The 26,409-nt window shown below is 68.3% G+C and carries 19 protein-coding genes; 14 read left to right on the top strand and 5 right to left on the bottom strand.

Translation table 11 applies throughout. The features are described from left to right. Positions 1–124: 124 nt before the first annotated feature. The gene (gene putA / locus ACZYRS_RS27710) at positions 125–3,886 is read right to left on the bottom strand and encodes a trifunctional transcriptional regulator/proline dehydrogenase/L-glutamate gamma-semialdehyde dehydrogenase (protein ID WP_463421772.1); all 3,762 of its coding nucleotides are present in this window, start codon (positions 3,884–3,886) and stop codon (positions 125–127) included. A 130-nt stretch (positions 3,887–4,016) separates the two neighbouring features. Here putA and ACZYRS_RS27705 point away from each other — a divergent pair, with 130 nt between their 5' ends. From ACZYRS_RS27705 to ACZYRS_RS27690, 4 genes are all read left to right on the top strand, one after another. Beyond that, positions 4,017–4,619, top strand: a complete 603-nt coding sequence (locus ACZYRS_RS27705; RefSeq protein WP_463421771.1) for a helix-turn-helix domain-containing protein — start codon at positions 4,017–4,019, stop codon at positions 4,617–4,619. A 5-nt stretch (positions 4,620–4,624) separates the two neighbouring features. Next, the gene (locus ACZYRS_RS27700; RefSeq protein ID WP_463421770.1) at positions 4,625–5,161 is read left to right on the top strand and encodes an N-acetyltransferase family protein; all 537 of its coding nucleotides are present in this window, start codon (positions 4,625–4,627) and stop codon (positions 5,159–5,161) included. After that, positions 5,158–5,946 carry a class I SAM-dependent methyltransferase gene (locus tag ACZYRS_RS27695; protein ID WP_463421769.1) on the top strand — a complete coding sequence of 263 codons (789 nt, stop codon included), beginning with the start codon at positions 5,158–5,160 and terminating at the stop codon, positions 5,944–5,946. Before ACZYRS_RS27700 ends, ACZYRS_RS27695 begins: the two co-directional genes overlap by 4 nt. 148 nt (positions 5,947–6,094) lie before the next feature. Continuing rightward, entirely contained in the window at positions 6,095–6,583 is a 489-nt protein-coding gene (locus ACZYRS_RS27690; RefSeq protein ID WP_463421768.1) for a DUF2147 domain-containing protein, read from the top strand. 12 nt (positions 6,584–6,595) lie between these two features. Here the strand turns inward: ACZYRS_RS27690 and ACZYRS_RS27685 are convergent, their stop codons facing one another. Together ACZYRS_RS27685 and ACZYRS_RS27680 are read right to left on the bottom strand one after the other, a co-directional pair. After that, positions 6,596–7,717, bottom strand: a complete 1,122-nt coding sequence (locus ACZYRS_RS27685) for an NADH:flavin oxidoreductase/NADH oxidase (protein ID WP_463421767.1) — start codon at positions 7,715–7,717, stop codon at positions 6,596–6,598. A gap of 1 nt (position 7,718) precedes the next feature. Beyond that, complete coding sequence (locus ACZYRS_RS27680; RefSeq protein ID WP_463421766.1) at positions 7,719–8,702, bottom strand: DMT family transporter; 984 nt, start codon at positions 8,700–8,702, stop codon at positions 7,719–7,721. A 133-nt stretch (positions 8,703–8,835) separates the two neighbouring features. Between ACZYRS_RS27680 and ACZYRS_RS27675 the strand changes: the two genes are divergently transcribed. The 4 genes from ACZYRS_RS27675 to ACZYRS_RS27660 all read left to right on the top strand — a co-directional run bounded on the left by ACZYRS_RS27675 (position 8,836) and on the right by ACZYRS_RS27660 (position 17,016). Further along, complete coding sequence (locus ACZYRS_RS27675; RefSeq protein ID WP_463421765.1) at positions 8,836–9,714, top strand: LysR family transcriptional regulator; 879 nt, start codon at positions 8,836–8,838, stop codon at positions 9,712–9,714. Positions 9,715–10,190: 476 nt separating this feature from the next. Then, entirely contained in the window at positions 10,191–14,963 is a 4,773-nt protein-coding gene (locus tag ACZYRS_RS27670) for a CapA family protein (RefSeq protein ID WP_463421764.1), read from the top strand. Beyond that, complete coding sequence (locus ACZYRS_RS27665) at positions 14,960–15,949, top strand: alpha/beta hydrolase family protein (RefSeq protein ID WP_463421763.1); 990 nt, start codon at positions 14,960–14,962, stop codon at positions 15,947–15,949. The genes ACZYRS_RS27670 and ACZYRS_RS27665 overlap by 4 nt, the downstream gene beginning before the upstream one ends. After that, complete coding sequence (locus ACZYRS_RS27660) at positions 15,946–17,016, top strand: aldose epimerase family protein (protein ID WP_463421762.1); 1,071 nt, start codon at positions 15,946–15,948, stop codon at positions 17,014–17,016. Before ACZYRS_RS27665 ends, ACZYRS_RS27660 begins: the two co-directional genes overlap by 4 nt. Before the next feature lie 136 nt (positions 17,017–17,152). On the opposite strand, the gene ACZYRS_RS27655 is transcribed toward ACZYRS_RS27660, so the two are convergent. After that, the gene (locus ACZYRS_RS27655) at positions 17,153–18,073 is read right to left on the bottom strand and encodes an SMP-30/gluconolactonase/LRE family protein (RefSeq protein ID WP_463421761.1); all 921 of its coding nucleotides are present in this window, start codon (positions 18,071–18,073) and stop codon (positions 17,153–17,155) included. Positions 18,074–18,203: 130 nt separating this feature from the next. Between ACZYRS_RS27655 and ACZYRS_RS27650 the strand changes: the two genes are divergently transcribed. Then, complete coding sequence (locus ACZYRS_RS27650) at positions 18,204–18,977, top strand: SDR family NAD(P)-dependent oxidoreductase (protein ID WP_463421760.1); 774 nt, start codon at positions 18,204–18,206, stop codon at positions 18,975–18,977. Here ACZYRS_RS27650 and ACZYRS_RS27645 read toward each other — a convergent pair whose 3' ends face one another. Next, complete coding sequence (locus ACZYRS_RS27645; protein WP_463421759.1) at positions 18,978–19,937, bottom strand: LysR family transcriptional regulator; 960 nt, start codon at positions 19,935–19,937, stop codon at positions 18,978–18,980. Between the two features lie 141 nt (positions 19,938–20,078). Between ACZYRS_RS27645 and ACZYRS_RS27640 the strand changes: the two genes are divergently transcribed. The 5 genes from ACZYRS_RS27640 to mmsB all read left to right on the top strand — a co-directional run bounded on the left by ACZYRS_RS27640 (position 20,079) and on the right by mmsB (position 26,406). Continuing rightward, positions 20,079–21,533 (top strand): aldehyde dehydrogenase family protein, encoded by a 1,455-nt coding sequence (locus ACZYRS_RS27640; protein WP_463421758.1) that lies wholly within the window; start codon positions 20,079–20,081, stop codon positions 21,531–21,533. A gap of 62 nt (positions 21,534–21,595) precedes the next feature. Further along, positions 21,596–22,561 carry an ABC transporter substrate-binding protein gene (locus tag ACZYRS_RS27635; protein ID WP_463421757.1) on the top strand — a complete coding sequence of 322 codons (966 nt, stop codon included), beginning with the start codon at positions 21,596–21,598 and terminating at the stop codon, positions 22,559–22,561. 14 nt (positions 22,562–22,575) lie between these two features. Then, complete coding sequence (chvE, locus tag ACZYRS_RS27630; protein ID WP_463421756.1) at positions 22,576–23,646, top strand: multiple monosaccharide ABC transporter substrate-binding protein; 1,071 nt, start codon at positions 22,576–22,578, stop codon at positions 23,644–23,646. A 2-nt stretch (positions 23,647–23,648) separates the two neighbouring features. Next, the gene (gene mmsA, locus ACZYRS_RS27625; protein ID WP_463421755.1) at positions 23,649–25,211 is read left to right on the top strand and encodes a multiple monosaccharide ABC transporter ATP-binding protein; all 1,563 of its coding nucleotides are present in this window, start codon (positions 23,649–23,651) and stop codon (positions 25,209–25,211) included. Further along, positions 25,198–26,406 (top strand): multiple monosaccharide ABC transporter permease, encoded by a 1,209-nt coding sequence (gene mmsB, locus ACZYRS_RS27620; RefSeq protein WP_463421754.1) that lies wholly within the window; start codon positions 25,198–25,200, stop codon positions 26,404–26,406. The genes mmsA and mmsB overlap by 14 nt, the downstream gene beginning before the upstream one ends. The last annotated feature ends 3 nt before the right edge of the window (positions 26,407–26,409 follow it).

Raw genomic sequence — 26,409 nt, 5'->3', positions numbered from 1 at the left:
GCGTGGCCCAGTGCGCAGGGCATCGGGTGCTCCCCGCAGCGAAATCAAGGAGGAGGGCGAAGCCCGGGGGACATTCGCGGAGGGGAGTACCCGGTGGCCTGTGCACCCGCCCTGAACTGCGGCCTCACCCGATCGTCATCAAACTCGCATTGCCCCCCGCAGCGGCCGTGTTCACGCTCAAGGCACGCTCGACCACAAGGCTTTCAAGCGGAATGCCCGCATCCCCCGGCGCGAACGCGCGCACGCCGACGATAGGCCCCGGCCGCGACGCGACCTGGTGCGCGACGCCCGAGAGGCTCGCCGCATCGCCGTGATGAAGCACGGCATCGAAGACCACGGTCTCCGAAGTCCAGTCGCGCGCGATGGCGATCGACTGCTGCACCTCGACGGGCAACGCTGCGAGCAGGCTCTGCGCGCCGGCATCCGCGGGCCATATCGCGGTGCTGCCCACCGAGAGCACGGCCGCCAGTTGCGCGAGGCGGTCGGCTTCCGCATCGGCCAGGCACAACACGGCTTCGCGCGGCTGCAGCGTGTAGACGTTGCGCTCGCCGGTCGGGCCGGCCAGCGTGCGCGAACTGCCTGAGCGTGAGAGCTCGCTGAAGCGTTGGCATTGCGTTGCCAATGCATGGCGGCTCGTTTCGTTCGCCCATCGCGCCAAGGCCGACAGGGCGGCATGTGGTGCGCCGGCCTGTGTCGGCGATGCGTTGCCCGGGTCCGCGTCTGCAATGGCGCGCACGAGCACATCGTCCGGCCGCTTCGACAGCATGCGGTACATGTAGAGCGGACCGCCTGCCTTGGGCCCCGTGCCCGAGAGGCCTTCGCCGCCAAACGGCTGCACGCCCACGACCGCGCCCACGATATTGCGGTTCACATAAACATTGCCCGCCTTCGCGTGCGACACGATCTGCGCAATGGTCTCGTCGATGCGCGTGTGCACGCCCAGCGTGAGGCCGTAGCCCGTGCCGTTGATCTGCCCCACGAGCGCCCCGAGGTCGCGGCGGCGAAAGCGCACCACATGGAGCACCGGCCCGAACACCTCGCGCTGCAGCTCGGCGATGTTGTCGAGTTCGATGAGCGTCGGCATCACGAAGGTGCCCTGGCGCGTGTCGTGCGCGAACTCGCGGCCCTGCCGGTAGACGCGGCGGCCGCGGCTGCGCAGGGTGGCGATGTGGCGCTCGATGTTGTCGCGGGCTTCGGCGTCGATCACCGGGCCCACGTCGACGGCCAGCCGCGCGGGGTTGCCGATGCAGCTCTCGGCCATCGCGCCCTTGAGCATCTCGATGAGCCGGTCGGCCGCTTCCTCCTGCACGCACAGCACGCGCAGCGCGGAGCAGCGCTGGCCGGCGCTGTCGAAGGCCGAGGCCATCACGTCGGTGACGACCTGTTCGACCAGCGCGGAGGAGTCCACGATCATCGCGTTCTGCCCGCCGGTCTCGGCGATGAGCGGCACGGGCATGCCGTGGGCACCGAGCCGCGTCGAGAGCGTCTTCTGCAGGATGCGCGCGACCTCGGTCGAGCCAGTGAACATCACGCCCTGCACGCGTGCATCGGCGACCAGCGCGGCGCCTACTGTCTCGCCGCGGCCGGGCAGCAGCTGAACGGCCGCGTGCGGAATGCCCGCCTGCCACAGCACGCGGATCGCTTCAGCGGCGACGAGCGGCGTCTGCTCCGCGGGCTTGGCCAGCACCGGGTTGCCGGCCGCGAGCGCGGCGGCCACCTGGCCGGTGAAGATCGCGAGCGGAAAATTCCACGGGCTGATGCACACCATTGGCCCGAGCGCGCGGTGCGTGTCGTTCGCGAAATCGGTGCGTGCCTGCGCCGCGTAGTAACGCAGGAAGTCCACCGCCTCGCGCACTTCGGCGATGGCGTTGGCGTACGTCTTTCCGGCCTCGCGCGCGAGCAGGCCGAGCAGGCGCGGTTGCTGGGCTTCGAGCAGGCCAGCCGCGCGGTCGAGGAGTGCGGCGCGATCTGCGGGCGGCGTCGCGGCCCACGTCGTTGCAATGCCCTGCGCTTGCGACACGGCGGATTCGACGTCGGCCAGCGTGGCTTCGCGCACCTGCCCGACGACATCGCGATGGTCTGCGGGGTTCAGTACGGCGGCCCATGGAAGGGAGGCGTCGTCACTCGATTCGCTTGCAGCGAGCATCGGCTCCGCGCGCCATGGTTCGGTGGCCGTGGCGCGTAGTGTTTCACCGAGCAGGCGGAGGCTGTTGTCGTTCGCGAGGTCGATGCCTTGCGAGTTGAGGCGCTGCTTGCCGTAGAGCGCGGCGGGCAATGGAATGGCCGGATGCGGCAGGCCGACAGCGCCTTCGTCCAGCGCCATGCGCTCGACAGTCGCGACAGGATCTTCGACCAGCGCTTCGAGCGGAATCGTCGGGTCCGCGATGCGGTTGACGAACGAGGTGTTCGCGCCGTTCTCCAGCAGCCGCCGCACGAGGTACGCGAGCAATGTCTCGTGCGTGCCCACCGGCGCATAGATGCGGCAAGGTCGGCCGAGCGGGCCGACCACCTGTTCGTAAAGCGGCTCGCCCATGCCGTGCAGGCACTGGAATTCGTACTGCCCCGGCATGTAGCGCGACGGGTCCGCCATCGTGTAGATCGCGGCGAGCGTGTGCGCGTTGTGCGTGGCGAACTGCGGGTAGATCGCGCCGGGCGCATCGAGCAGCTTGCGCGCGCAGGCCAGGTACGACACATCGGTGTAGGCCTTGCGCGTGTAGACCGGATAGCCCTCGAGCCCTTCGATCTGTGCGCGCTTGATCTCGCTGTCCCAGTACGCGCCTTTCACGAGGCGCACCATGAGCCGGTGGCGGCTGCGGCGCGCGAGGTCGATGACGTAGTCGATCACAAACGGGCATCGCTTCTGGTAACCCTGGATCACGAAGCCGATGCCGTTCCACCCCGCGAGCGCGGGCTCGAAGCACAGGCGCTCCAAGAGGTCTAACGAGAGTTCGAGGCGGTCGGCTTCTTCCGCGTCGATGTTGATGCCGATGTCGTACTGCTGCGCGAGCAGCGTGAGCGCGCGCAGCACCGGGTACAGCTCGTCGATCACACGCGCATGCTGCGCGCGGCTGTAGCGCGGGTGCAGCGCAGAGAGCTTGATCGAGATGCCTGGGCCCTCGTACACACCGCGGTGGTTCGAGGCCTTGCCGATCGCGTGGATCGCGTCTTCGTAGGCGATGCGGTAGCGCTTCGCATCCTCCGCCGTGAGCGCCGCTTCGCCGAGCATGTCGTACGAATAGCGAAAGCCTTCCGCCTCCAGCTCGCGCGCGTTGTCCAGCGCCTGCGCGATGGTCTCGCCGGTGACGAACTGCTCGCCCATCATGCGCATCGCCATGTCCACGCCTTTGCGGATCAGCGGCTCGCCGCCCTTGCCGATGAGGCGCGTGAGCACTGTGGAGAGGCCCGTCTCGCTGTGCGTGGCCACCAGCTTGCCGGTGAGCAGCAGGCCCCAGGTCGCGGCGTTGACGAACACCGAGGGGCTGCGGCCTGCGTGCGACTGCCACTGGCCGTGCGCGATCTTGTCGCGGATGAGCGCGTTGCGCGTTTCGGCATCGGGGATGCGCAGCAGCGCTTCGGCGAGGCACATCAGCGCGACGCCTTCCTGCGAGGAGAGCGCGTATTCCTGCAGCAGGCCTTGTACGAGGCCGGCGCGGCCGCTGGCGTTCTTGCGGTTTCGCAACTGCAGTGCGATTCGGTGGGCGAGGGCATGGGCCGCTTCGGCTTGTGAGGCCGGAAGTCGCGCCTGTTCGAGCAGGGGCGGCAATGCCTCGGGCTCGGGGCGCCGGTAGGCGGCGGTGATCGGGGCGCGCAAGGCCGAAGGTCGGGCAAGTCCATCGGCGAAGTCGATGAACGAAGAAGGCAGGGGGTCGGGGTCGTTGGCGCTCATGTCAGGTCCATGCTGGTGATATGTTGAATGATCGCAATCTGTCTCACGAATATTCGTTCGAAGAATTGGCATCGCACCGAACAAATGACGGGTTGACGCAGGTTCCCTTTTATTGGATATTTTATCCAATATGACGGAATCAACGCCAACCCCTCCGGCGGCCACCCTCAACGACCGCATCGCCCGGCGCGTGCGCGACCTGCGCGCCTCGCGCGCGCTGTCGCTCGATGCGCTGGCCACGCACTGCGGCGTCAGCCGCTCCATGATCTCTCTGATCGAGCGCGGCGAGAGCAGTCCGACGGCCGTGCTGCTCGAAAAACTCGCCACGGGCCTGGGCGTTCCGCTCGCCTCGCTGTTCGACGATGCCGAGCCCACCGCCAGCCCCGTCTCGCGCCTCGCGGACCAGTTGCAGTGGCGCGACCCGCACTCCGGCTATGTGCGCCGCAACGTCTCGCCCGGTGGCGCCATCTCTCCCATCCAGATCGTCGAGGTCAACTTCCCGCCCAAGGCGCGCGTGGCCTACGAGACCGGCGCGCGCGAGCCGCGCATCCACCAGCAGGTGTGGGTGCTCGAAGGCCGCATCGAAGTCACCGTGGGCGACGAGCTCCATCGCCTCGACGCGGGCGACTGCCTCGCGCTCTCGCTCGACCATCCGACGAGCTATCACAACCCCACGCGCAAGACCGCGCGCTATGCCGTCGTGATCACCACGGCCCCCACCTCCTGGAGATGAACGAAATGACGACGACCGAAACACCCCGCATCCATGCCCTTGCGACGGTGAGCGATGCGCAGGTGCAGGCACTGGCCGATCTGCTGATCGATTGCGTCGAAGGCGGCGCGTCGGTGAGCTTCATGCTGCCGATCACGCGCGAGCGCGCCCTCGCGTTCTGGCGCAAGGTGGCCGACGGCGTGGCGCGCGGCGAACGCGTGCTGCTGGTGGCCGAAGACGACGAGGGCCTGCTGGGCACCGTGCAGCTCGTGCTCGACCAGCCCGAGAACCAGCCGCACCGCGCCGAGGTCTCCAAGATGCTGGTGTTCCGCCGGGCGCGGCGACGGGGCATCGGCGCGCTGCTGATGCAGGCGGCCGAGGACGCGGCGCGCGAGCATCGCAAGACGCTGCTGGTGCTCGACACATCGAGCGCCGAGGCCGAGCGCCTGTATGCGCGCATGGGCTGGCAGCGCGTGGGCGTGATCCCCGGCTTCGCGCTGCTGCCCGAGGGCGAGCCGTGCGGCACCACTTTCTTTTATCTCGCGCTGGAGGCGCGCGGATGAGCAGCTTCGAGCAACTGTTGCGCGATGCGGATGCGCGGCCGCTCGTCGGATGGGACCTGTCGTGCGACGGCCGCATCACCACCACCGCCACGCCGTGGAACTTCGAGGCCGCGGTCGTGCGGCATGCGCGCGAGTCGCCAGACATGCTCGACATGGGCACGGGCGGCGGCGAATGGCTGAGCGCGCTCGCGCATCGCCCGGCGCGCACCGTCGCGACCGAGGGCTGGGCGCCCAACGTGGCCGTCGCACGCGAGCGCCTGGCGCCGCTGGGCGTGGAGGTGGTCGAGGTCGAAGGCGCCGACGACAACGCTGCGCAGGCGCCCGGCGATGAAGCGGCGCGACTGCCGTTCGCGGATGCGTCGTTCCATCTGGTCGTCAATCGCCACGAGTCTTTCGTCGCGCGCGATGTGCATCGCATCCTTGGGGCGGGCGGGCGCTTCGTCACGCAGCAGGTCGCGTCGGACTTCAACGCCGACTGCCATGCGCTGCTGGGCCTGCGCATGCCCGTGCTGCCGCGATGGCAACTGGACACCGCGGTCGATCAGCTCACGCGCGCGGGCCTGGTCATCGAACAAGGCGAGGAGGGCGCCGAGCTGCTGTCGTTCGACGACATCGGCGCGTTCGCGTGGTACCTGAAGCACGTGCCGTATGTGTGCCCCGAATTCGCCATCGACGGATGCCGCGCCGCGCTGGAGCGGCTGCACGCGCGCATCCAGGACGACGGGCCGCTCACGATGCGGCAGAAGCTGTTCTGGCTGGAGGCCGTCAAACCAGCGGCAGGCTGAGCCGCGCAGATTTTTCGGATTTTTGTACCGTACCGTGTCTGGCACCCCGACAGATACGGAACACGACGATTCAGTGTGTGTCTCGACACACAGGACGGCACCTGTCGCGATGGAATGGGCGCTCCATCCACTCGACACGAAGCCCGCCATGACCCAGCCCTCGTTCCATCGTCCAGGCCGCGCATTCAGCGCCGTCCTGCTGTTCGCCGCAGCCTTCGCGGCGCAGGCGCAATCCGCTTCGGCCGCCGATCCGCGCGGCCGCTGGATCACCGCGAACGGCAACCTCGAAGTGGAGGTCGCGCCCTGCGGCGCCGCGCTGTGCGGCACCGTCACCAAGGTGCTGGGCAACCGCTCGATGGCACCCGGCGGCGGCGACATGCAAGCCGCCGATGGCCGCCCCGCGCTGGGCATGACGCTGCTGAAGGACTTCGCGCCCGTCGATGCAAGCGACGCCGCGCGTCCGTCCACCGAATGGGCCGGGCAGATCTACAACCGCGAGAACGGCAAGACCTACCGCTGCAACATGTCGGTGAGCACCGAGGGCAACGCGGCGGGCGAGCTGGTGCTGCGTGCGTATGTCGGGCTGCCGCTGTTCGGCAAGACGCAGCGCTGGGTGCGTGTGGCGTCGAACGACTGATGCGGCCGTCGATCAGCGCGCCCCGAACGCCGCGTTCTCGAACAGATCCTTGAACTCCCGCGGCTGCGAGCGCCAGTACTGGTGCGGCGCCTTCACCTGCGCGCCCAGCTCGGCCGCCGCATGCCAGGGCCAGCGCGGGTCGTAGAGGATCGCGCGGGCGAGCGACACCGCATCGGCCTGGCCCTTGGCGATGATTTCCTCCGCCTGCCGCGGCTCGGTGATGAGGCCCACGGCGATGACCGGCATGCCGACCTCGGACTTCACGCGTTCGGCGAACGGCACCTGGTAGCCCGCGCCGAGCGCGATGGCCTGCCTGGGCGATACGCCGCCGCTGGACACATGGATGGCCGCGCAGCCGCGCGCCTCGAGCGCCTTGGCGAACGCGACGGTGCCCTCGAGGTCCCATCCATCCGGCACCCAGTCGACGGCCGAGACGCGCACCCACACCGGCTTGTCGGCGGGAAAGGCCTCGCGCACCGCATCGAACACCTCGAGCGGAAAGCGCATGCGGTTCTCGAGGCTGCCGCCATATTCGTCGGTGCGGTGATTGGCCAGCGGCGAGAGGAACTGGTGCAGCAGGTAGCCGTGCGCCGCGTGGATCTCCAGGCCATCGAGGCCCAGCCGCGCCGCGCGCCGTGCGGTGTCGACGAATGCATTGCGGATGCGGGTGAGGCCCGCGGCGTCGAGTGCGATCGGCACGTCTTCCGTCGGCGAGTGCGGCACGGCCGACGGCGCGTACGCCTTCCATCCGCCGGGCTCGCCGGGCGCAATCTGTTTGCCGCCTTCCCACGGCGCGCGGCTCGATGCCTTGCGCCCCGCGTGCCCGAGCTGCATCGCGATCCTGATGGGCGAATGGGCCCGCGTTGCCGCGAGCACGCGGGCCAGGCCCTCTTCATTGGTATCGGAGTAAAGCCCGAGATCGCCGGGCGAGATGCGCCCTTCGGCCTCCACCGCCGTCGCCTCCAGGATCATGAGTCCCGCGCCCGAGAGCGCGAGATGGCCCAGGTGGATCAGGTGCCAGTCGCCCGGCGTGCCCTCCACGGCGGAGTACTGGCACATCGGCGCGATGACAATGCGGTTGTCCAGGCGGAGCGCGCCGAGTTGCAGGGGCGTGAAGAGGTGGGCTTGGCTCATGTCATGAAGTGGCGGTGCAGGTGCCGGGATTCTGGAGCGGCGGCACGGCCTGCGCTGCCGGCGCCGCAGAAGCCTTGCGCCCGGCCGCGGTATGGATCAGCAGCGCGCCGATCACCATCGCCATGCCGACCGCCTCGTTGGCCGTGGGCATCTTGCCCATCGCCATGCTCATCAAGAGCGCCGACACCGGCACGAAGTTGAAGAAGGCCGTGCCCGTCACGGCGCCCAGCTTGCTCACGCCGAAGTTGAAAGCCAGCACCGCGATGGCCGAAGACACCAGGCCCACGTAGAGCAGTGCCTCCCACGACAGGCTAAGGCCTTCCAGGCTCGGCATCTGCGAGAGCCCCAGCACGCTGGCCCCGACGGCGCCGGCCAGCAGCAGCGGCCAGGCGGCCAGCACGGTGAGCGCGCTGTACTCGATCACGTCCAGCCCCGGAAAGCGCGCGGCGCCCCGCGTGTACCAGACCCAGCCCAGCGTGCCGACGAAGGCGACGGTATCGCCGAAGAGCGTCGATTCGCCCGCCGACGCATCGCCGAACAGCAGCCCCGAGACGATCGCCACGCCCAGCAGCGCGAGCGCCGAGGCCAGCAGCGTCGTGCGCGAGGGGCGCACGCCGTCGAGCGCCCAGCGCAGCAGCTGCGTGGTCATGGGCGTGGTGGCCACGATGACCGCGCCGTGCGAGGGCACCGAGTGCGCCAGGCCGAGCAGCAGCATCACGCTGAAGACGCCGAAGCCCGCGAACCCGCGCAGCGCCAGCGGCCCCGCGTGCAGCCGCAGCTTGCGCCAGGGCGCCATGCCGCGCGGAAGGATGAGCAGCACGAACAGCAGCGCGGACATGCTGTAGCGGATCAGCGTGAACCACACGGGTTCGACGTGGTGCAGCACGCCCTTGCTGACGAGGAACATGCCGCCCCAGCTGGAGGTGGCGAGCAGCAGCGCGGCGATGCCGAGCAGGCGTTGGCGAGGGGACAGAGAGAGTGACACGGGGAGCCTTTTGCAATGAATCGATGGCTCCAAGGATCGTGCTTCGGTGCTCCGATTTCCATTCGCTTCTTTGGACGGGGCCCTCCAAAAAAGCGAATGGCCGAATCGCGCCGAAGCGCCCACAATTTGTGCCATGGAGCTCTACCAACTCAAGACCTTTGTCGCCATCGCCAGGGAGGGCAGCCTGACCCGCGCCGCCGAGCGCGTGTTCACCAGCGCCCCGGCGGTCAGCGCGCAGCTCAAGGCGCTGGAAGACGAACTGGGCGTGAAGCTGTTCGACCGCACCCCGCGCGGCATGGTGCCCACCGAAGCCGGCCACAGCCTCCTGGACGAAGCCGAGCGCACGCTGGCCTCGGCGACGCGCATGCGCTCGGCGGCCGAGCAGCTGCGCGGTGCGGCGCAGGGCGTGGTGCGTTTCGGCACGGTGGTCGATCCGGTGTCACTGAAATTGGGCGAGGTGCTTGTCAAGCTCGCGCAGCGGCATCCGCAGGTCACGCTGCAGCTGAAACAAGGACTGTCGTTCGAGACGCTGGCCGGCGTGCAGCGCGGCGACCTGGACTGCGCCTATGTGCTCAGCGACAGCGAGCAGTCCGAGGGGCTGGAGCTGCGCCGCCTGAGCGTGGTCGACCTGGCCGTGGTGCTGCCGTTGCCGGTGGCCCAGGCACATCCCGATCTTTCGCTCGACGAACTCGTGAACCTGCCGTGGGTGGGCACGCCGACGTCCTGCATCCTGCGCGTGCACCTCGAAAAGCTCTTCGCGAGCGCGGGCCGCGAGTACCACCAGGGCCGCACCGCCGACGGCGAAAGCGCGATCCGCAGCATGGTCGCCAGCGGCATGGGCGCGGGGGTGATGCGGCTCGACCAGGCCGAGCAGGGCGCGCGCAATGGGGAGCTTGCGATCTGGAATGGGTGGCGGTCGCACACGTGGCTGTGCTGGATCGCATCGGTGGATGGCAAGCGGGCCGTGTCGGTCGATGCGGTGCGTGGGGCTGTGATGGAAGCCTGGGCCTGACACTCATTCGGGTGCATTCAGGGCGGCGATCCCGCCGACGGGGTACCTTGCTCCGCGAATGTCCCCCGGCCTGCGGCCTCCTCCTTTATTTCGCTGCGCAAGGCACCCCATCGGCGCGCTCGTCTCAGAGCACTTGTTGATCGCCGCACACCAGCAGCGTGCCCAAGTGCGCAGGGCGTCGGGTGCTCCCCGCAGCGAAATCAAGGAGGAGGGGCGAAGCCCCGGGGGACATTCGCGGAGGGGAGTACCCGATGGCCTGTGCACACGCCATGAACGCCCCTTCCGCGACTTTCACATCAGCCACAACGGAAAACGACATGGCTCATCTTCCATCGCCGATGTCCGCGCGAAGAACCGTCGCGTGGAACTGCCGAGGCTGTAGACCGGGTACCTGAGCAGCACCTGAACGGCACCCGGGCCGTCATGGATCGCCGGGATGGCAGGGTGCGCTGCGGCCTGTCATCATTCGCGGTGGAATGACGCACGACCCCCACCCCCTCGCCGATCTGTTGAACCGTGCCAGGCTCGCCCTGGCGGATGCCGAGGGCGCCTTGCCCCTTGCGTCGCCCGCCACCCCGGAGGCGGGGTGCGTGGTGTTCTTCGCCCTGGGCGAAGGCGAGAGTCGCGCCCGCGTGGTGGCCGGACGCGGCCCCGACATCGAGGCCGCATGGCAGCGCGCCGCCGATGCGGCTGGTGTGCAAGCCAAGCGCGGCGACCGGCCTCCGGAGCGCCTGCGCGCGGAAATCGTCGACACGGTCACGGCCATGAGCTGGGGCGCGTTGAAGGCGAAGTTGGCGCAAACCAAGCGCAACTATTTCAACCAGGGCATCGCCTTCGATGCGCACTTCAAGCACGCGATGCTCGCGCAGGAGATGCAGGGCGCCGCAGTGCTCTACAGCGGCGAGGTGGAGCATGCGCTGCCCAACGCCACCAACCTGCGCCTGCATGCCAAGCGCCGCTTCGGCGCCGAGATCGACTTTCCCGCCGACGATGCGGCGCCCGTCTGGTGCTTCACCACCCGCGCGGTGTACGTGGACGCCGAGGGCGCCTGGCCCCTCACCGCCGAAGGCCAGGCCGCGGGCTACCGCCGGCTGGACCACTGGAACATGCGGCAGGTCCGCGCGATGATCGATTCGGCAAGCGACTACCTCGCCGAGCAGGTCAAGCCCACGGGCGAATTCCACTACGGCTGGTTTCCCTGCTTCGACCGCGCCATCCCCACCTACAACACCCTGCGCCACGCCAGCACCACCTACGCGATGCTGGAGGCCTGGGAGCTCACGCGCAGCGCCGTGCAGAAGGCGGCCATCGACCGCTCGCTGGGCATCCTCACGCAGCGGCTGATCCGCCAGGTGCCGCTGCCCGACGGCACGCGCGCGGCGCTGCTGGTGGACGTGGGCAACGAGGTCAAGCTCGGCGGCAACGCGGTCTGCCTGCTCGCGCTGGTGAAGTACACCGAGCTCACCGGCGACCCGCAGTACCTGCCATTGATGGAGCAGCTCGCGCTCGGCATTCGCGCGATGCAGGACCAGAAGACCGGGCGCTTCGTGCACGTGCTCAATTTCCCCAAGCTCGACATCAAGGATGCGTTCCGCGTCATCTACTACGACGGCGAGGCCGCCTTCGGATTGATGCGCCTCTATGGGCTCACGCGCGACGAGCGCTGGCTCGCGGTGGTCGAGAAAGCCTTCGACCATTTCATCGCCGCCAAGCACTGGCAGGCGCACGACCACTGGCTGAGCTACTGCGTCAACGAGCTCACGCGCTACCGGCCCGAGACGCGCTACTACCAGTTCGGCCTGCAGAACGTGGCGGGGTACCTGGACTTCGTGCTGGAGCGCATCACCACCTTTCCGACGCTGCTCGAACTGATGATGGCGGCGCGCGAGATGGTGCTGCGCATCGAAGCCGATCCGGCGCTGCGTCCGCTGCTCGACGGGTTCGATCGCGAGAAGTTCGACCGCGCACTGGAGCACCGCGCGCGATATCTCGCCAACGGCCACTTCTGGCCCGAGCTGGCGATGTTCTTCCGCAACCCGGACCGCGTGGCCGGCTCGTTCTTCATCAAGCACCACAGCTTTCGCGTGCGCATCGACGATGTGGAGCACTACCTCTCGGGCTACGTGGCGTACCACCGGCTGCTGCAGAAACGCGAGGCGCAGCAGGCGGAGGCCGGCGCCGCGGAAACGGCCGCCGCACCGGGCCCGCGCGGTGTCGCGGCCTGGGGCGGCGACGTGAACCTGGGCCGGCGCCAGCACTACCGGATGGCCGAGCTGGGCGGCCCGCAGGCGATGCTCGGCGGCATTGCGGCGCTGCGCGATGCGGACCTGCGCATCGTCAACCTCGAATGCGTGGTCGCGACCACCGGCGAGCAGGGCGCCGACAAGGACGAGACCGGCGCCTACTACTACCGCGCGCGCCCCGAGATGATCGACGTGCTGACGGCCGCGCGCATCGACCTGGTGAGCACCGCCAACAACCACAGCGGCGACTACGGCCCGCAGGCTCTCCTGGAACAGAAGACGCTGCTGGACGCCGCGGGCATCGGCTCGGCGGGCACCGGGCCCGACCTCGAAGCCGCGCTGCAGCCGGTGATGGGCCGCGCCGGCGACGTGCGCGTGGCGCTGTTCTCGCTCGATGCCACGCAGCCGAAATTCGCGGCCACGGCCTGGCACCCGGGCGGCGCCTACCTGCCGCTGGCCGATCCCGCCGAATGGACCGCGACGCTCGCGCCGCGCATCGCGAGGGCGCGCGCAGAGGCCGACGTGGTGCTGGTGGCGGTGCACTGGGGCGACAACCTGGAGACGGTGCCCTCGCGCGCCGAGATCGCCGTGGGCCACGCGATCATCGATGCGGGCGCCGACGCCATCCTGGGCACCTCGGCGCATGTGCTGCAGGGCATCGAGGTCTACCGCGGGCGGCCGATCATCCATGACGCCGGCGACCTGCTGTTCGACGCGATGCGCGGCGATGCGTGGAACGCAGGCATCTTCTCGCTTGCGCTCCATGCGCACGGCGTCGAGCAAGTGAAGTTCACGCCCATTCGCGTGGACTTCGGATTCTCCGAACCGTACGAAGGCGATCGCGCGCGCGCCGCGAGCGAACACTTCGCCGCCCAATGCCACGCGCTGGGCACGCAGGTCTTTCCGACGCCGGAGGGCGGCTGCGTGCTGCACCTGGCGCCGCCCGCGCGGGAGGTGCTGCCGCAGCAGCTGCAGCAACCGTTGGTGAACGCTGATGCAACGGTGGCTCGCCGCGCCTCGCCGCCCTTGCGCACCGCAAGGCCCGGCTGGGTCGTCGATGCCGTGCCCGCGGACGCGGCCATGGCGCCGGTGAAGATCGGGCCGCTGCGCCTGGTGGGCATGCGCTGCACGCCCAACCAGGTGTTCGGCCGGCAGCTCTTGTGGGTCGAATCGTTCTGGACGGTCGATGCGCCGGTCGATGCCGACCTGCGCCTGCAGTTCCGCGCGCTGCCCGTGCGCAGCAAGACCATGCCGGCCTGGGGCGAGGGCATGGACCACGACCCCTGCGACTGGATGTGGCCGACCAGCCGCTGGACGCCCGGGCGCATCTACCGCGACCGCTACGGCCTGCGCCCCCCGCTCGCGCGGCAGATGGAAAGCGACGTGCTGCAGCTCGAAGTTCGCCTGCGCGGCGCGCCGGACCTGCCGGGCGCGCGGCGGCTTCCCGTGTGGTGCGGCCTGCGCATGCCCGGCGTGCCGGCGCCGTTGCCCGAGACCCGCGCGCCGGTGCTGTCGGTCAACCTCCCCGGCGCGAGCCGCGAGCCCGGGCCGGTGTGGACCGCCGAGCAGCTCGCGCAGATCACCGGCGGGCAATGGCTGGTGCCGCCGCCCGCGGGCTGGTCGGTGCAGTCGGTGGTGCGCCTTCCGATGCACCTGAAGGTGCGGCCGGGGCCGGCGCTGTTCGTCGCGTCGGACTACCGCACGCTGGCCGCGCACGAGAACTTCAGCCGCGCGCCCGAAGAGTGGGACCAGCACGACGACCTGCAGCGCCTGCACACCCAGTGCGCGGGCGCGATCGTGCAGCATGCGGTCGAAGGGCTGCCGCCGGACTTTCCGCTGCTGCAGGTGCCCGACCCGATCCGCGCGCTGCTCTCGCTCGGCGCGGCCGCGCGGGCGCGCTACAAGGGGCTGGTGGTGGGCGTGACCGGCACGGTGGGCAAGTCGTCCACCATCGCGATGGTGCGCGACCTCTTGCCGCCGGGCGCGCGCGTGCTCACCACGGTGGAGAACAACAACTCGCGCGTCGGCGTGCCCGGCGCCATGGCCAGCCTGGGGCCCGACGTGGACGTGTGCATCCTGGAGATGGCGCAGAGCGCGCTGTGGATGGACCGCGGCCCGATCTCGCTGGAGGCGCGCCCGCACGTGGCGATCCTCACCGAGGTGGGGCTTTCGCAGACCGCCAAGACCGACACGCTGGAGAAGACGGCCGAGTACAAGTCGCGCGCCTTCCTCGGGCTGGAGCCCGGCGGCATCGCCGTCGTGAGCGCGCACATTCCCCATCTGGCGAAGGTGGTGAAGGCCGCGATGCGCACGGCCGCAAAGGTGTGGACCGTGGGCACCGGGCCGAACGACAACGTGCGCCTGCTCGATGCGCGCCCCGAGGCCTCGGGCTGCCGCGTGCGGCTCTCGTTCAAGGGGCGCATCCACGAGTACCTGTTCCCGGTGGCCAGCATCGGGCTGGTGCGCAACTCGGCGCTGGCCTTTGCCGCGATCGTGGCGATGGGGTTCGATGCCGAGGAGGCCAGCGCGCGCATGCCCCACGTGCGGCTGCCCGCCTCGGTGATGCAGGTGGAGCCGCTGCGCACCGGCACCGGTGCGCTGGTCACGCTGGTGGACGACAGCTGGAACGCCGAGGTCATGTCGATGCGCAACGCGATGAGCTTCATGCGCAGCTACCGCGCGCCTGCCGGCAACCAGCCGGTCGCACGCAAGGTCGGCGTGCTCGGGCGCATCGTCAACCTGGGCGAGCAGGCCGAGGCGATGCACCGCGGGCTGGCCGAGCCGCTGCTGGCCTCGGGCATCGCGCATGTGGTGACGCACGGCGACGAGATGCGCTGGCTGCGCGAGGAGGTACCGGTGAGCCTGCTCGGCCCGCATTTCGACAACGCGGCCGACCTGACCCTGTACCTGGGCGAGTACCTGCGCGACGGCGACCTGCTGCTGGTGAAGGGCGACCGCGACCGCTCGGACTTCGGCACCATTCCCGCGCTGCTCAAGAAGCTGTGACGACGCCGTCTTTCATGCCCGTCCTGCGGCGGCACTGCCGTCTCGCGTTCGTGCTCCTGTTCGCGCTGATGCAGGCGGCCTGCGCGCAGCGCGCCGGCGCCGACCTGCGCGGCCCGGCGGCACGGGCGGCATCAGGCGTGGCCGCCGAGGACGCGGTGCTGCACTGGAACCAGCCGGCCGTGCGCGCCAACTGCCCCGACCGCCGCGGCTACCTCTGGGTGCAGGCTGTCGAAGGCCCGGCCTGCATCCGCTATTTCGCGAGCGACGAGATCGACGGCGCGCGCGTGGCGATCGTGCAGTTCTCCGGCGACCGCGACGGCGTGATGGACCAGCCGCCCACGCGCATTCCCGGCAACACCGAGGCGCTGCGCACGCTCGATGCACAGCGCAGCCGCGACCGCGCGGGCGTGCCGTGGATCTTCATGGCGCGGCCCGGCACCTATGGCTCGTCGGGCGACCACAGAAGGCGCCGCGAGCCCGTGGAGTTCCACGCGCTCGACGCCGCGCTCGATGCGCTCATGCAGCGCCACCAGCTGCAGCGCATCGTCATCCTGGGCCACAGCGGCGGCGCGACCGCGGGCGCCGCGCTGCTCACCATGGGCCGCACGCGCGTGGCCTGCGCGGTGCTGACCTCGGGCGCCTACGGGCTGCTCGAACGCGCGCGCATGCTCGGCATGTCGAAGGACGGCCGCACCGACACCACCGGCAGCACGCAGTTCTACGATCCGCTCGACCATGTGAGCGGCATCGTGCGCGACCCGGTGCGGCGCATCGTGCTGATCGGCAACCGCGACGACAGGAACACGCCCTTCGCCCTGCAGCAGCGCTTCGGCGATGCAGTGGCGAAGGCGGGGCACCGCGTCGAGGTGAAGACCCATGCGGCCGAGCCGCCCACTTATCACGACCTCACGGACCGCATCGGCCTGCACGCCGCATCGCAGTGCGCGCTGGAGGCGTTGTTTCCGCCCACCCCTGGAGCCGAATGAGCAGCATCACCTCACGTGAATACGGCCGCATGCCCGATGGGCGCGCGGTGACCGAATACACCCTGGACAACGGCCGCGGCCTGCGCCTGTGTGCCATCAACCACGGCGGCATCGTCACCGCGTTGCATGTGCCCGACCGGCATGGGCGCAGCGCGAACATCGTGCTGGGCCTGCCGTCGCTGGACGACTACCTGAAGCCGCATCCGCACTTCGGCACCATCGTCGGGCGCTATGCGAACCGCATCGCGGCGGGGCGCTTCACGCTCGACGGCGCTGTGCATCAAGTGGGCATCAACGATGGCGCGAATTCGCTGCACGGCGGGCCGAAGGGTTTCGGCACGCGCTTCTGGGACATCGCGCCGGTGTCCGCGGAAGACGCGCGCGGCGACGTCGCGATCGAGTTGCGCTACACAAGCGCGGATGGCGAAGAGGGCTATCCGGGCGAAGTGCGGCTCGCGGTGCGCTACGCGCTCTCGGCGACCGGGAACACATGGCGCATCGACTACCGCGCCGAGACCGACAAGCCGACGGTGCTGAACCTGAGCCATCACGACTATTTCAACCTGGCGGGCGGCGGCGATGTGATGGACCACCGGTTGACGCTGCCCGCGAGCCGCTTCTGCCCGGTCGATGCGCAATTGATTCCGCTCGGTGTGGCCGAGGTGGGCGCGACGCCGTTCGACTTCCGCACGCCGGTGCGCATCGGCGAACGCATCCGCGAAGGGCACGAGCAGCTGCTGCGCGCGCACGGCTACGACCACAACTGGATTCTTGACGGCGACCGCAACGGCGGCGGCCTCGCATTGGCCGCGCGCGTCGAGCACGAAGGCTCGGGCCGCGTGATGGAAGTGCACACGACCGAACCGGGCGTGCAGTTCTATTCGGGCAACTTCCTGGACGGCAGCCTCATGGGATCGCAGGGCGCGAGCCTGCGCCAGGGCGACGGCCTCTGCCTGGAGACGCAGCACTACCCGGATTCGCCGAACCAGCCGGGATTTCCGTCGACCGTGCTGCGGCCGGGCGAGGTGTTCGCGAGCACCACGGAGCACCGCTTCAGCGTCGGCTGAGTAGCGCGAGACGTTCAATAACAACCGTTCACGCTGAGCTTGTCGAAGCGCTGCGCAAGGCTTCGACAAGCTCAGCCCGAACGGTGAGGGGCTCAGCCCGAACGGTGAGGGGACTCAGCCCGAACGGTGAGGGGACTCAGCCGGCGAACAACGCCGCCGGAACGCCCGGGCTGCCGATGCGCACGGCGAAGAGGCCGCCGGCCAGCGGCTCGCTTTTCAGCTGTTCCTCGGTGCGGCCGTTGCGCGCGGTCGTGATGTAGAGCGTCTGCATGTCGGCGCCGCCGAAGGCGCAGTCGGTCACGTTGCTCGCGGGCAGCGTGATGCGGCCGAGCTCCGCCGCGGTCACCGGGTCGTGGCAGGTGACGCAGGCGCCGTCCCAGTGCGCGATCCACAGGCGCCCGGCCGCGTCGGTGGTCATGCCGTCGGGCAGGCCGTCCGGCTTGGGAAAGCGGTGCCACACCCGGCGGTTCGACACCGTGCCGGCTTCCATGTCGAAGTCGTAGGCGTAGAGGTTGTTGAGCACCGTGTTGTTGAAGTACATGGTGCGGCCGTCGGCCGACCAGGTGGGCCCGTTGGTCACCTCGAAGCCATCGTCGTGCTTCGTGCACTTGCCATCGGCGTCGTAGCGGTAGAGCGCGCCGGTGGGCGCCTTGCAGTCGAAGTCCATGCTGCCGCCCCAGAAGCGGCCGCGGCTGTCGCACTTGCCGTCGTTGAAGCGGTTGTTCGTGCGCTCGGGTTCGGGCTGGTGCAGGTAGCGCGGCTTGGCGCCGGCGCCCGGCAGCTGGGTCGTGTCGAAGAGCGCAAAGCCGCGGCGCAGCGTGAGGACCAGGCCCGGTGCGTTCGCGCGCTCCGAGATGGCGGTGATCTCCTCGTCGAACTGCCAGGCCCGCCGCGCGCCATCGGCGGGCCGATACCAGAACAGGCGCGGCGTGAGGATGTCGATCCAGTAGAGCGCCTGCTCGCGCTCGGACCAGAGCGTGCCTTCGCCGAGGTTCGCGGCCGCGGGCCAGATGCATTCGGGGGTGCCCTCGATCGAGGGTGCGGTGTAGCTCGTCATTGTTTTCCTTGTCATGTCTCCTTGACGCGGCGGATCGTATCAAGGCATATTGATATTTGAAATCAAACAATATGGAATAGATCGATATGCATTTTGCAATGTCACTTTGCCATCCCACTGGAGACCCTTCTTGAATTCCCCCCAACTCTCGATCCATCCGAGCCTGAAAGGCCGCACCGTGTTCGTCACCGGCGGCGGCAGCGGCATCGGCGCGGCCATCGTCGCCGCCTTTGCCGCGCAGGGCGCGCGGGTGGCGTTCGTCGACATCGCCGAGAGCGCCAGCGCCGCGCTCGCGCAGCAGATCGTCGCAGACGGCCACGACGCGCCATGGTGGCGCGCCTGCGACGTGCGCGACATCGGCGCGCTGCAAGGCGCCATCGCCGATGCGGCCGCCGAGTTCGGCGACTTCGCTGTGCTGGTCAACAACGTGGCGAGCGACGACCGCCACACGCTCGAATCGGTCACACCGGATTACTACGACAACCGCATGGCGATCAACGAGCGGCCGGCGCTGTTCGCGATTCAATCCGTGGTGCCGGGCATGAAGCGCCTGGGCTTCGGTTCGGTGGTGAACCTTGGCTCGACCGGCTGGCAGACCAAGGGCTCGGGCTACCCCTGCTATGCGATCGCGAAGTCGTCGGTGAACGGCCTCACGCGCGGCCTCGCGGTCGATCTGGGCAAGGATCGCATCCGCATCAACACGGTGTCGCCCGGCTGGGTGATGACCGAGCGGCAGGTGAAGCTGTGGCTCGACGAAGAGGGCGAGCAGGCGCTCAAGCGCAACCAGTGCCTGCCCGACAAGCTGATGCCGGAAGACATCGCGCGCATGGTGCTGTTTCTCGCGTCCGACGACGCGAAGATGTGCACCGCGCAAGAGTTCACGGTGGACGCGGGCTGGACCTGATCAGTCCATCTCCAGCTTGCGTCCGTAGACGCTCATGCTGGCGGTCTTGAGGGCCTTCATCATCACGCGCGCCGCGGGCGACAGCAGCCGGTCGGTGCGCGTGATGATGCCGAACTGGTCCATGTGGCAGGGCATGTCCAGCGGCAGCAGCGACACGATGCCGTGCGCCGCGTAGTAGCGCGCCACGTCGGTCGCGAGCACGGCCACCATGTCGCTCTGCTGCAGCATCCGCGTGATGAAGAGCAGCGCCGAGCTCTCGATGGTGTTGGTCGGCGGCGCGAGCCCTTCCTCCTGGAACATCAGCTCGAAGCGGTGGCGCAGCACGCTGCCCGCGGGCGGCACGATCCAGCCCGCGCCGACCACGTCGCGCAGCGTGAGGCCGCTCTCGCCGAGCATCGGATGGCCCGGCCGCACCAGCGCGCACACCGGCTCCTCGCTCAGCGCCTCGTAGCGCAGTTGCGACTTGTCGTGCTCGGCGAAGAGCCGCGCCACGAGGATGTCGAGCTTGCCCTGCTCCAGCCGTTCGATCAGCACCGGGCTGGTTTCGATTTCCAGTGACACGCGCAGGTCCGGCTGCTCGCGCTTGACCATCGCGACGGCCGGCGGCAGCAGCGCCAGCCCCGGCGCGGTGATGGCGCCCACGCTCACCTGGCCGAAGCGGCCGGCCTTGAGCGCGGTGAGCTCGTCATGCGCCTGGTTCAGGCTCGCGAGCGCGACGCGGGCGTGGCGGATCATCGTCTCGCCGTACCAGGTGGGCCGCATGCCGCGCGGCAGGCGGTCGAAGAGCGGCACCTCCAGCACGTCTTCCAGGTCCTTGAGCAGCTTGGAGGCGGCCGGCTGCGTCATGTTGAGCACCTGCGCCGCGCGGTGGATGTTGCCTTCCTCGGCCAGCGCGACCAGCAAAAGCAGCTGCCGCGTCTTGAGCCGCGCGCGAATAAACCAGTGGTTGTAATTGGTCATGGCCTGTAGGAACTAAGGGCTGCTCGGGTTTTCCAGAATCCGGTGATCGATATGCATTTTGTCGAAAAAACGATTGGATCGATATCAATTCTGTTCCTAGACTCTGGCCAATTCAAACAAAGAGACAAGGTCGGCGCCTTCGTGATCCACGGCGAGATCCATCAGAACGTGCGGCAGTACATCAACGGCCGCTGGGAAACCAGCGCGACCACCGGTGTGAGCGCCAATCCGTCGGACACCGGCGAGGTGGTGGCCGAGTACGCACGCGCCGACCGCCGCCAGGCCGAGACCGCCATCCGCGCGGCCACCGAGGCCTTTCCGCACTGGAGCCACAGCACCCCGCAGCGCCGCGCCGACGTGCTCGATCGCATCGGTGCAGAGCTCATCGCGCGCAAGGACGAGCTGGGCCTCCTGCTGGCGCGCGAAGAGGGCAAGACACTGCCCGAAGCCGTGGCCGAGACGGCGCGCGCGGGGCAGGTCTTCAAGTTCTTCGCCGGTGAAGCACTGCGTGGCGGCGGCGGCGAGAACGTCGCCTCGGTGCGCGCGGGCGTGCAGGTCGATGTGACGCGCGAACCGGTCGGCGTGGTGGGCCTCATCACGCCGTGGAACGCGCCCTTCCTCGTTCCCGCCTGGAAGATCGCGCCGGCGCTCGCCCATGGCAACAGCGTGGTGTTCAAGCCGGCCGAGCTGGTGCCGGCCTGCGGTGGGGCGCTGGCCGAAATCATCAGCCGCGCCGGTTTGCCGGCGGGCGCCTTCAACCTCGTGATGGGCAGCGGCCGCGAAGTGGGCCAGGCGCTGGTCGACAGCGCGCTGGTCGATGCGCTCAGCTTCACCGGCTCGGCCGCCAACGGCGAGCGCGTGCTGCAGGCCGCGGCCACGCGCCGCGCCAAGGTGCAGCTGGAGACCGGCGGCAAGAACGCGCTCGTGGTGCTGGCCGATGCGGACCTGGACCGCGCGGTCGACTGCGCGGTGCAGGGCGCGTATTTCTCCACGGGCCAGCGCTGCACCGCATCGAGCCGGCTCATCGTCGAGGCCGCGGTGCACGACGCCTTCGTGGCCAAGCTGCGCCAGCGCCTGAAGACACTGAAGATCGGCCACGCGCTGGAGCGCGGCATCGACATCGGCCCGGTGGCCAACGAGGAGCGCCTGGCGATGAACCTCGCCTGGGTCGACATCGCGCGCGAAGAGGGAGCGGAGCATGTGTGGGGCGGCGAGGCGCTCGCGCGTTCGACGCCCGGCCACTACATGAGCCCCGCGCTGTTCCTGGCCAAGCCGTCGCACCGCATCGCGCGCGAAGAGATCTTCGGGCCGCTGGCCTGCGTGCTGCGCGCCGACGACTACGACCAGGCGCTGGCGCTGTGCAACGACACGCCCTTCGGTCTCTGCGCGGGCATCTGCACCAACTCGCTCAAGCACGCGATGCATTTCAGACGCCATGCCGTGGTCGGCATGACGATGGTCAATCTGCCGACCGCGGGGGTGGATTTCCACGTGCCCTTCGGCGGCCGCAAGGGGTCGGGCTACGGGCCGCGCGAACAAGGGCGCCACGCCGCGGAGTTCTACACGACGGTCAAGACCGGCTACATGCTGGCCTGACCGTTCGGCTTTTCAATCGCGTACGACAACACAACCACAGACTCATCAAGAAGGAGACAGCCATGACCATGAATCGCCGCACCCTCAACATCGCGCTCGTCGCAGCGTCCCTGGGCAGCCTGCTGCCCGCCTCCGCGTTCGCGCAGAAGAAACTCGTGCTCGGTTTCGCGCAGGTGGGCGCCGAGAGCGAATGGCGCACCGCCAACACCGAGTCGATCAAGTCCTCGGCCAAGGAGGCGGGCATCGAGCTCAAGTTCTCCGACGCGCAGCAAAAGCAGGAGAACCAGATCAAGGCGATCCGCTCGTACATCGCGCAGAAGGTCGATGTGATCGCGTTCTCGCCGGTGGTCGAGTCGGGCTGGGAAACCGTGCTGCGCGAAGCCAAGGCCGCCAAGATTCCGGTGGTGCTGACCGACCGCTCGGTCAACACCAAGGACGACACGCTCTACGTGACTTTCATGGGCTCGGACTTCACCGAGGAAGGCCGCAAGGCCGGCCGCTGGCTCACCGAGAAGATGAAGGACCAGAAGGGCGAGGTGAACATCGTCGAGCTGCAAGGCACCGTGGGCTCGGCACCGGCCATCGACCGCAAGAAGGGCTTCGAGGAAATCATCAAGGCCGACCCGAAGTTCAAGATCATCCGCTCGCAGACCGGTGACTTCACGCGCGCCAAGGGCAAGGAAGTGATGGAAGCGTTTCTGAAGGCCGAGGGCAAGAAGATCAATGTGCTCTACGCGCACAACGACGACATGGCCATCGGCGCGATCCAGGCGATCGAAGAGGCGGGCCTGAAGCCCGCCAAGGACATCACCATCATCTCCATCGACGGGGTGAAGGGCGCCTTCGAAGCCATGATCGCCGGCAAGCTGAACGTGTCTGTGGAGTGCAGCCCGCTGCTCGGGCCGCAGCTCATGCAGGCCGTGAAGGACATCAAGGCCGGCAAGACGCTGCCCAAGCGCATCGTCACCGAAGAAGGCATCTTCCCGATGGAAGTGGCCGCCAAGGAATTCCCGAACCGCAAATATTGAGAAGAGCACCTCCAATGAAACGCAAATTCCTCAAGGCCTCCCTAGCGGGCCTGGCCTTCGCCGTCGTCGGCTTCACGCCGCTCGCGAATGCGCAGGACAAGGGCCTGATCGCCATCTCGATGCCCACCAAGTCGTCGGCGCGCTGGATCGCCGACGGCGCGAACATGGTCAAGTACTTCAAGGACAAGGGCTACAAGACCGACCTGCAGTACGCGGACGACGACATCCCCAACCAGCTCGCGCAGATCGAGAACATGGTGACCAAGGGCTCCAAGGTGCTGGTGATCGCGGCCATCGACGGCACCACGCTTTCTGACGTGCTGCAGAAGGCGGCCGACAAGGGCGTGAAGGTCATCGCGTACGACCGGCTCATCAAGGGTTCGAAGAACGTGGACTACTACGCCACCTTCGACAACTTCCAGGTGGGCGTGCTGCAGGCGCAATCGATCGAGGCCGCGTTGGGCCTGAAGAGCGGCAAGGGCCCGTTCAACATCGAGCTCTTCGGCGGCTCGCCCGACGACAACAACGCCTTCTTCTTCTACAACGGGGCGCTCTCGGTGCTCAAGCCCTACATCGACAGCGGCAAGCTGGTGGTGCGCAGCAAGCAGATGGGCATGGACAAGGTCGGCACGCTGCGCTGGGACGGCGCGGTGGCGCAGGCGCGCATGGACAACCTGCTGTCGGCCTACTACACCAAGGACCGCGTCGATGCGGTGCTGTCGCCGTACGACGGCCTTTCCATCGGCATTCTTTCGTCTCTCAAGGGCGTGGGCTACGGCTCGGGTTCGCAGGCGATGCCCATCGTCTCGGGGCAGGACGCCGAGGTGCCTTCGGTCAAGTCGATCCTTCGCAAGGAGCAGACCTCCACCGTGTTCAAGGACACGCGCGAGCTGGCCAAGGTGACGGTCGCGATGGTCGACGCCATGCTCTCGGGCAAGACACCCGAGGTGAACGACACCAAGACCTACAACAACGGCATCAAGGTCGTGCCCTCCTACCTGCTCAAGCCCGTGAGCGTGGACGCCTCGAACTGGAAGCAGGTGCTGGTGGACAGCGGCTACTACAAGGAAAGCCAGGTCAAGTGAGCATGGCGAGTGCAGCAGACGCGCGCACGATCCTCGCGATGCGCGGGATCACCAAGACGTTTCCGGGCGTGAAGGCCCTGAGCAACGTCAACCTCGCCGTGCGCGCGGGGGAGATCCACGCGGTGGTCGGCGAGAACGGCGCGGGCAAGTCGACGCTCATGAAGGTCCTGAGCGGCGTCTACCCGTGCGACTCGTACACCGGGGAGATCCATTTCGAAGGCGAGCTGCGCCGCTTCAAGGGCATTGCCGACAGCGAGAAGCTGGGCATCATCATCATCCACCAGGAGCTCGCGCTGGTGCCGCTGCTCTCGATTGCAGAGAACCTGTTTCTCGGCAACGAGATCGCCACCGGCGGCGTGATCGACTGGTTCGCCGCCTATGCGAAGACGGGCGAGCTGCTGGCGAAGGTGGGCCTGAAGGAACTGCCCACCACGCTCGTGACCGACCTGGGCGTGGGCAAGCAGCAGCTGGTGGAAATCGCCAAGGCGCTCGCGAAAGAGGTGAAGCTGCTGATCCTCGACGAGCCCACCGCGAGCCTGAACGAGAACGACAGCGATGCGCTGCTGATGCTGCTGCTCGAATTGAAGCGCCAGGGTATCGCCTCGATCCTCATCTCGCACAAGCTCAACGAGATCGCCAAGGTGGCCGATTCGATCACCGTGCTGCGCGATGGCGCGACGGTGGAAACCATCGATTGCCGCAGCGACCCGATCAGCGAAGACCGCATCATCCGCGGCATGGTCGGCCGCGACATGGAGCACCGCTACCCGCAGCGCTCGCCGAAGATCGGCGAGACGGTGCTGGAGGTGCGCGACTGGCGCGTGCACCACGCGCTGCACGCCGACCGCGAGCAGATCAAGGGCGTGAACCTGCATGTGCGCCAGGGCGAGATCGTCGGCATCGCGGGCCTCATGGGCGCGGGCCGCACCGAACTGGCGATGAGCGTGTTCGGCAAGTCCTACGGCCAGCGCATCAGCGGCTCGGTGCACATGCACGGCAAGCCCGTGGACGTGAGCACCGTGCGCAAGGCCATCGACCACGGCATCGCCTACGTCACCGAGGACCGCAAGGGCCTCGGGCTGGTGCTGGAAGAAGGCATCCGCAAGAACATCAGCCTCGCGAACCTCGATGCGATCTCCGAACGAACGGTGATCGACGACGGCCGCGAGTTCAAGGTGGCCAACGACTACAGGAAGGCGCTGAACATCCGCTGCTCGGGGGTCGAGCAACTGGTGGTCAACCTGTCGGGCGGCAACCAGCAGAAGGTGGTGCTGAGCAAGTGGCTCTTCACCAAGCCCGAACTGCTGATCCTGGACGAACCCACGCGCGGCATCGATGTGGGCGCCAAGTACGAGATCTACACCATCATCGACCAGCTCGCGAGCGAGGGCAAAGGCATTCTCATGATTTCTTCCGAACTGCCCGAGCTGCTGGGCATGTGCGACCGCATCTACGTGATGAACGAGGGGCGCTTCGTGGCCGAGTTCACGGCGGCCGAGGCGTCGCAGGAGCGCATCATGCATGCCATCGTGAGCGCAGGGAGCTCTGTCCATGTCGCAGCCTGAAGCGAACGCGGTGCAAGGCGCCGCTCCTGTCGTTGCTCCGAAGCTCCACGTGGGCTTCCTGAAGAACAACCTGCGCGAGTACGGCATGCTGATCTCGCTGGTCGCGATCATGGTGCTGTTCCAGGTGCTGACCGACGGCACGCTCCTCAGGCCGCTCAACCTCACCAACCTGCTGTTGCAGAACAGCTATGTCGTCATCATGGCGCTGGGCATGCTGCTGGTGATCGTGGCGGGGCACATCGACCTGTCGGTGGGCTCGGTGTGCGGCTTCATCGGCGCGCTCGCGGCGGTGCTGATGGTGGAGTACGAATGGCACTTCGTGCCCACCGCCATCGTGAGCATCGCGGCCGGCGCGGTCATCGGCGCCGCGCAGGGCTGGTTCGTCGCGTTCCGCAAAATCCCCTCGTTCATCGTCACGCTCGCGGGCATGCTGGTGTTCAAGGGGCTCACGCTGGCGCTGCTGGCGGGGCAGTCGGTGGGGCCGTTTCCGGTGGAGTTCCAGCGGCTGAGCTCGGGCTTCATTCCCGATCCGCTCGGCGGAGACACCTTGCGCACCACCTCGCTGGTCGTGGGCGTGCTCGCGGCCGCGGCGCTGGTGTTCTTCAAGCTGCGCGGGCGCGCGAAGCTCAAGGCGCACGGCATGGAGCAGGAGCCCTATGCCTTCTTCCTCGTGAAGAACCTGTTCTTCGCGGCGATCATCCTGTTCTTCAGCTACCTGCTCTCCACCTACAAGGGCCTGCCCAACGTGCTGGTGGTGATGGCGGTGCTGATCGTGGTGTACGACTTCGTCACCAACCGCACGACCATCGGCCGGCGCATCTATGCGCTCGGCGGCAACGAGAAAGCGGCGCGGTTGTCGGGCGTGAAGACGCAGCGGCTCGCGTTCCTCACCTTCGTGAACATGGGCGCGCTGGCCGCATTGGCGGGCCTCGTGTTCGCGGCGCGGCTGAACACGGCCACGCCCAAGGCGGGCCTGGGCTTCGAGCTCGACGTGATCGCGGCCTGCTTCATCGGCGGCGCCTCGGCCTCGGGCGGCGTGGGCCGGGTGATGGGCGCGGTGATCGGCGCCTTCATCATGGGCGTGATGAACAACGGCATGTCGATCCTGGGGATCGGCATCGACTACCAGCAGGTCATCAAGGGGCTGGTGTTGCTGGCGGCGGTGTTCATCGACGTCTACAACAAGAACAAGTGAACG

It is taken from the genome of Variovorax sp. AC194 (assembly GCF_979257995.1).
The sequence above is the reverse complement of the archived record's forward strand: the minus strand, read 5'-3'. Positions and strand labels throughout refer to the sequence as shown.

Coding starts and splice junctions, on each gene's coding strand:
- mmsB (WP_463421754.1), top strand. CDS start 25,198: ATGTCGCAGCCTGAAGCGAACGCGGTGCAAGGCGCCGCTCCTGTCGTT.
- ACZYRS_RS27685 (WP_463421767.1), bottom strand. CDS start 7,717: ATGAGCCAAGCCCACCTCTTCACGCCCCTGCAACTCGGCGCGCTCCGC.
- putA (WP_463421772.1), bottom strand. CDS start 3,886: ATGAGCGCCAACGACCCCGACCCCCTGCCTTCTTCGTTCATCGACTTC.
- ACZYRS_RS27690 (WP_463421768.1), top strand. CDS start 6,095: ATGACCCAGCCCTCGTTCCATCGTCCAGGCCGCGCATTCAGCGCCGTC.
- ACZYRS_RS27695 (WP_463421769.1), top strand. CDS start 5,158: ATGAGCAGCTTCGAGCAACTGTTGCGCGATGCGGATGCGCGGCCGCTC.
- ACZYRS_RS27635 (WP_463421757.1), top strand. CDS start 21,596: ATGACCATGAATCGCCGCACCCTCAACATCGCGCTCGTCGCAGCGTCC.
- ACZYRS_RS27670 (WP_463421764.1), top strand. CDS start 10,191: ATGACGCACGACCCCCACCCCCTCGCCGATCTGTTGAACCGTGCCAGG.
- ACZYRS_RS27700 (WP_463421770.1), top strand. CDS start 4,625: ATGACGACGACCGAAACACCCCGCATCCATGCCCTTGCGACGGTGAGC.
- ACZYRS_RS27660 (WP_463421762.1), top strand. CDS start 15,946: ATGAGCAGCATCACCTCACGTGAATACGGCCGCATGCCCGATGGGCGC.
- mmsA (WP_463421755.1), top strand. CDS start 23,649: ATGGCGAGTGCAGCAGACGCGCGCACGATCCTCGCGATGCGCGGGATC.
- ACZYRS_RS27645 (WP_463421759.1), bottom strand. CDS start 19,937: ATGACCAATTACAACCACTGGTTTATTCGCGCGCGGCTCAAGACGCGG.
- ACZYRS_RS27705 (WP_463421771.1), top strand. CDS start 4,017: ATGACGGAATCAACGCCAACCCCTCCGGCGGCCACCCTCAACGACCGC.
- ACZYRS_RS27655 (WP_463421761.1), bottom strand. CDS start 18,073: ATGACGAGCTACACCGCACCCTCGATCGAGGGCACCCCCGAATGCATC.
- chvE (WP_463421756.1), top strand. CDS start 22,576: ATGAAACGCAAATTCCTCAAGGCCTCCCTAGCGGGCCTGGCCTTCGCC.
- ACZYRS_RS27675 (WP_463421765.1), top strand. CDS start 8,836: ATGGAGCTCTACCAACTCAAGACCTTTGTCGCCATCGCCAGGGAGGGC.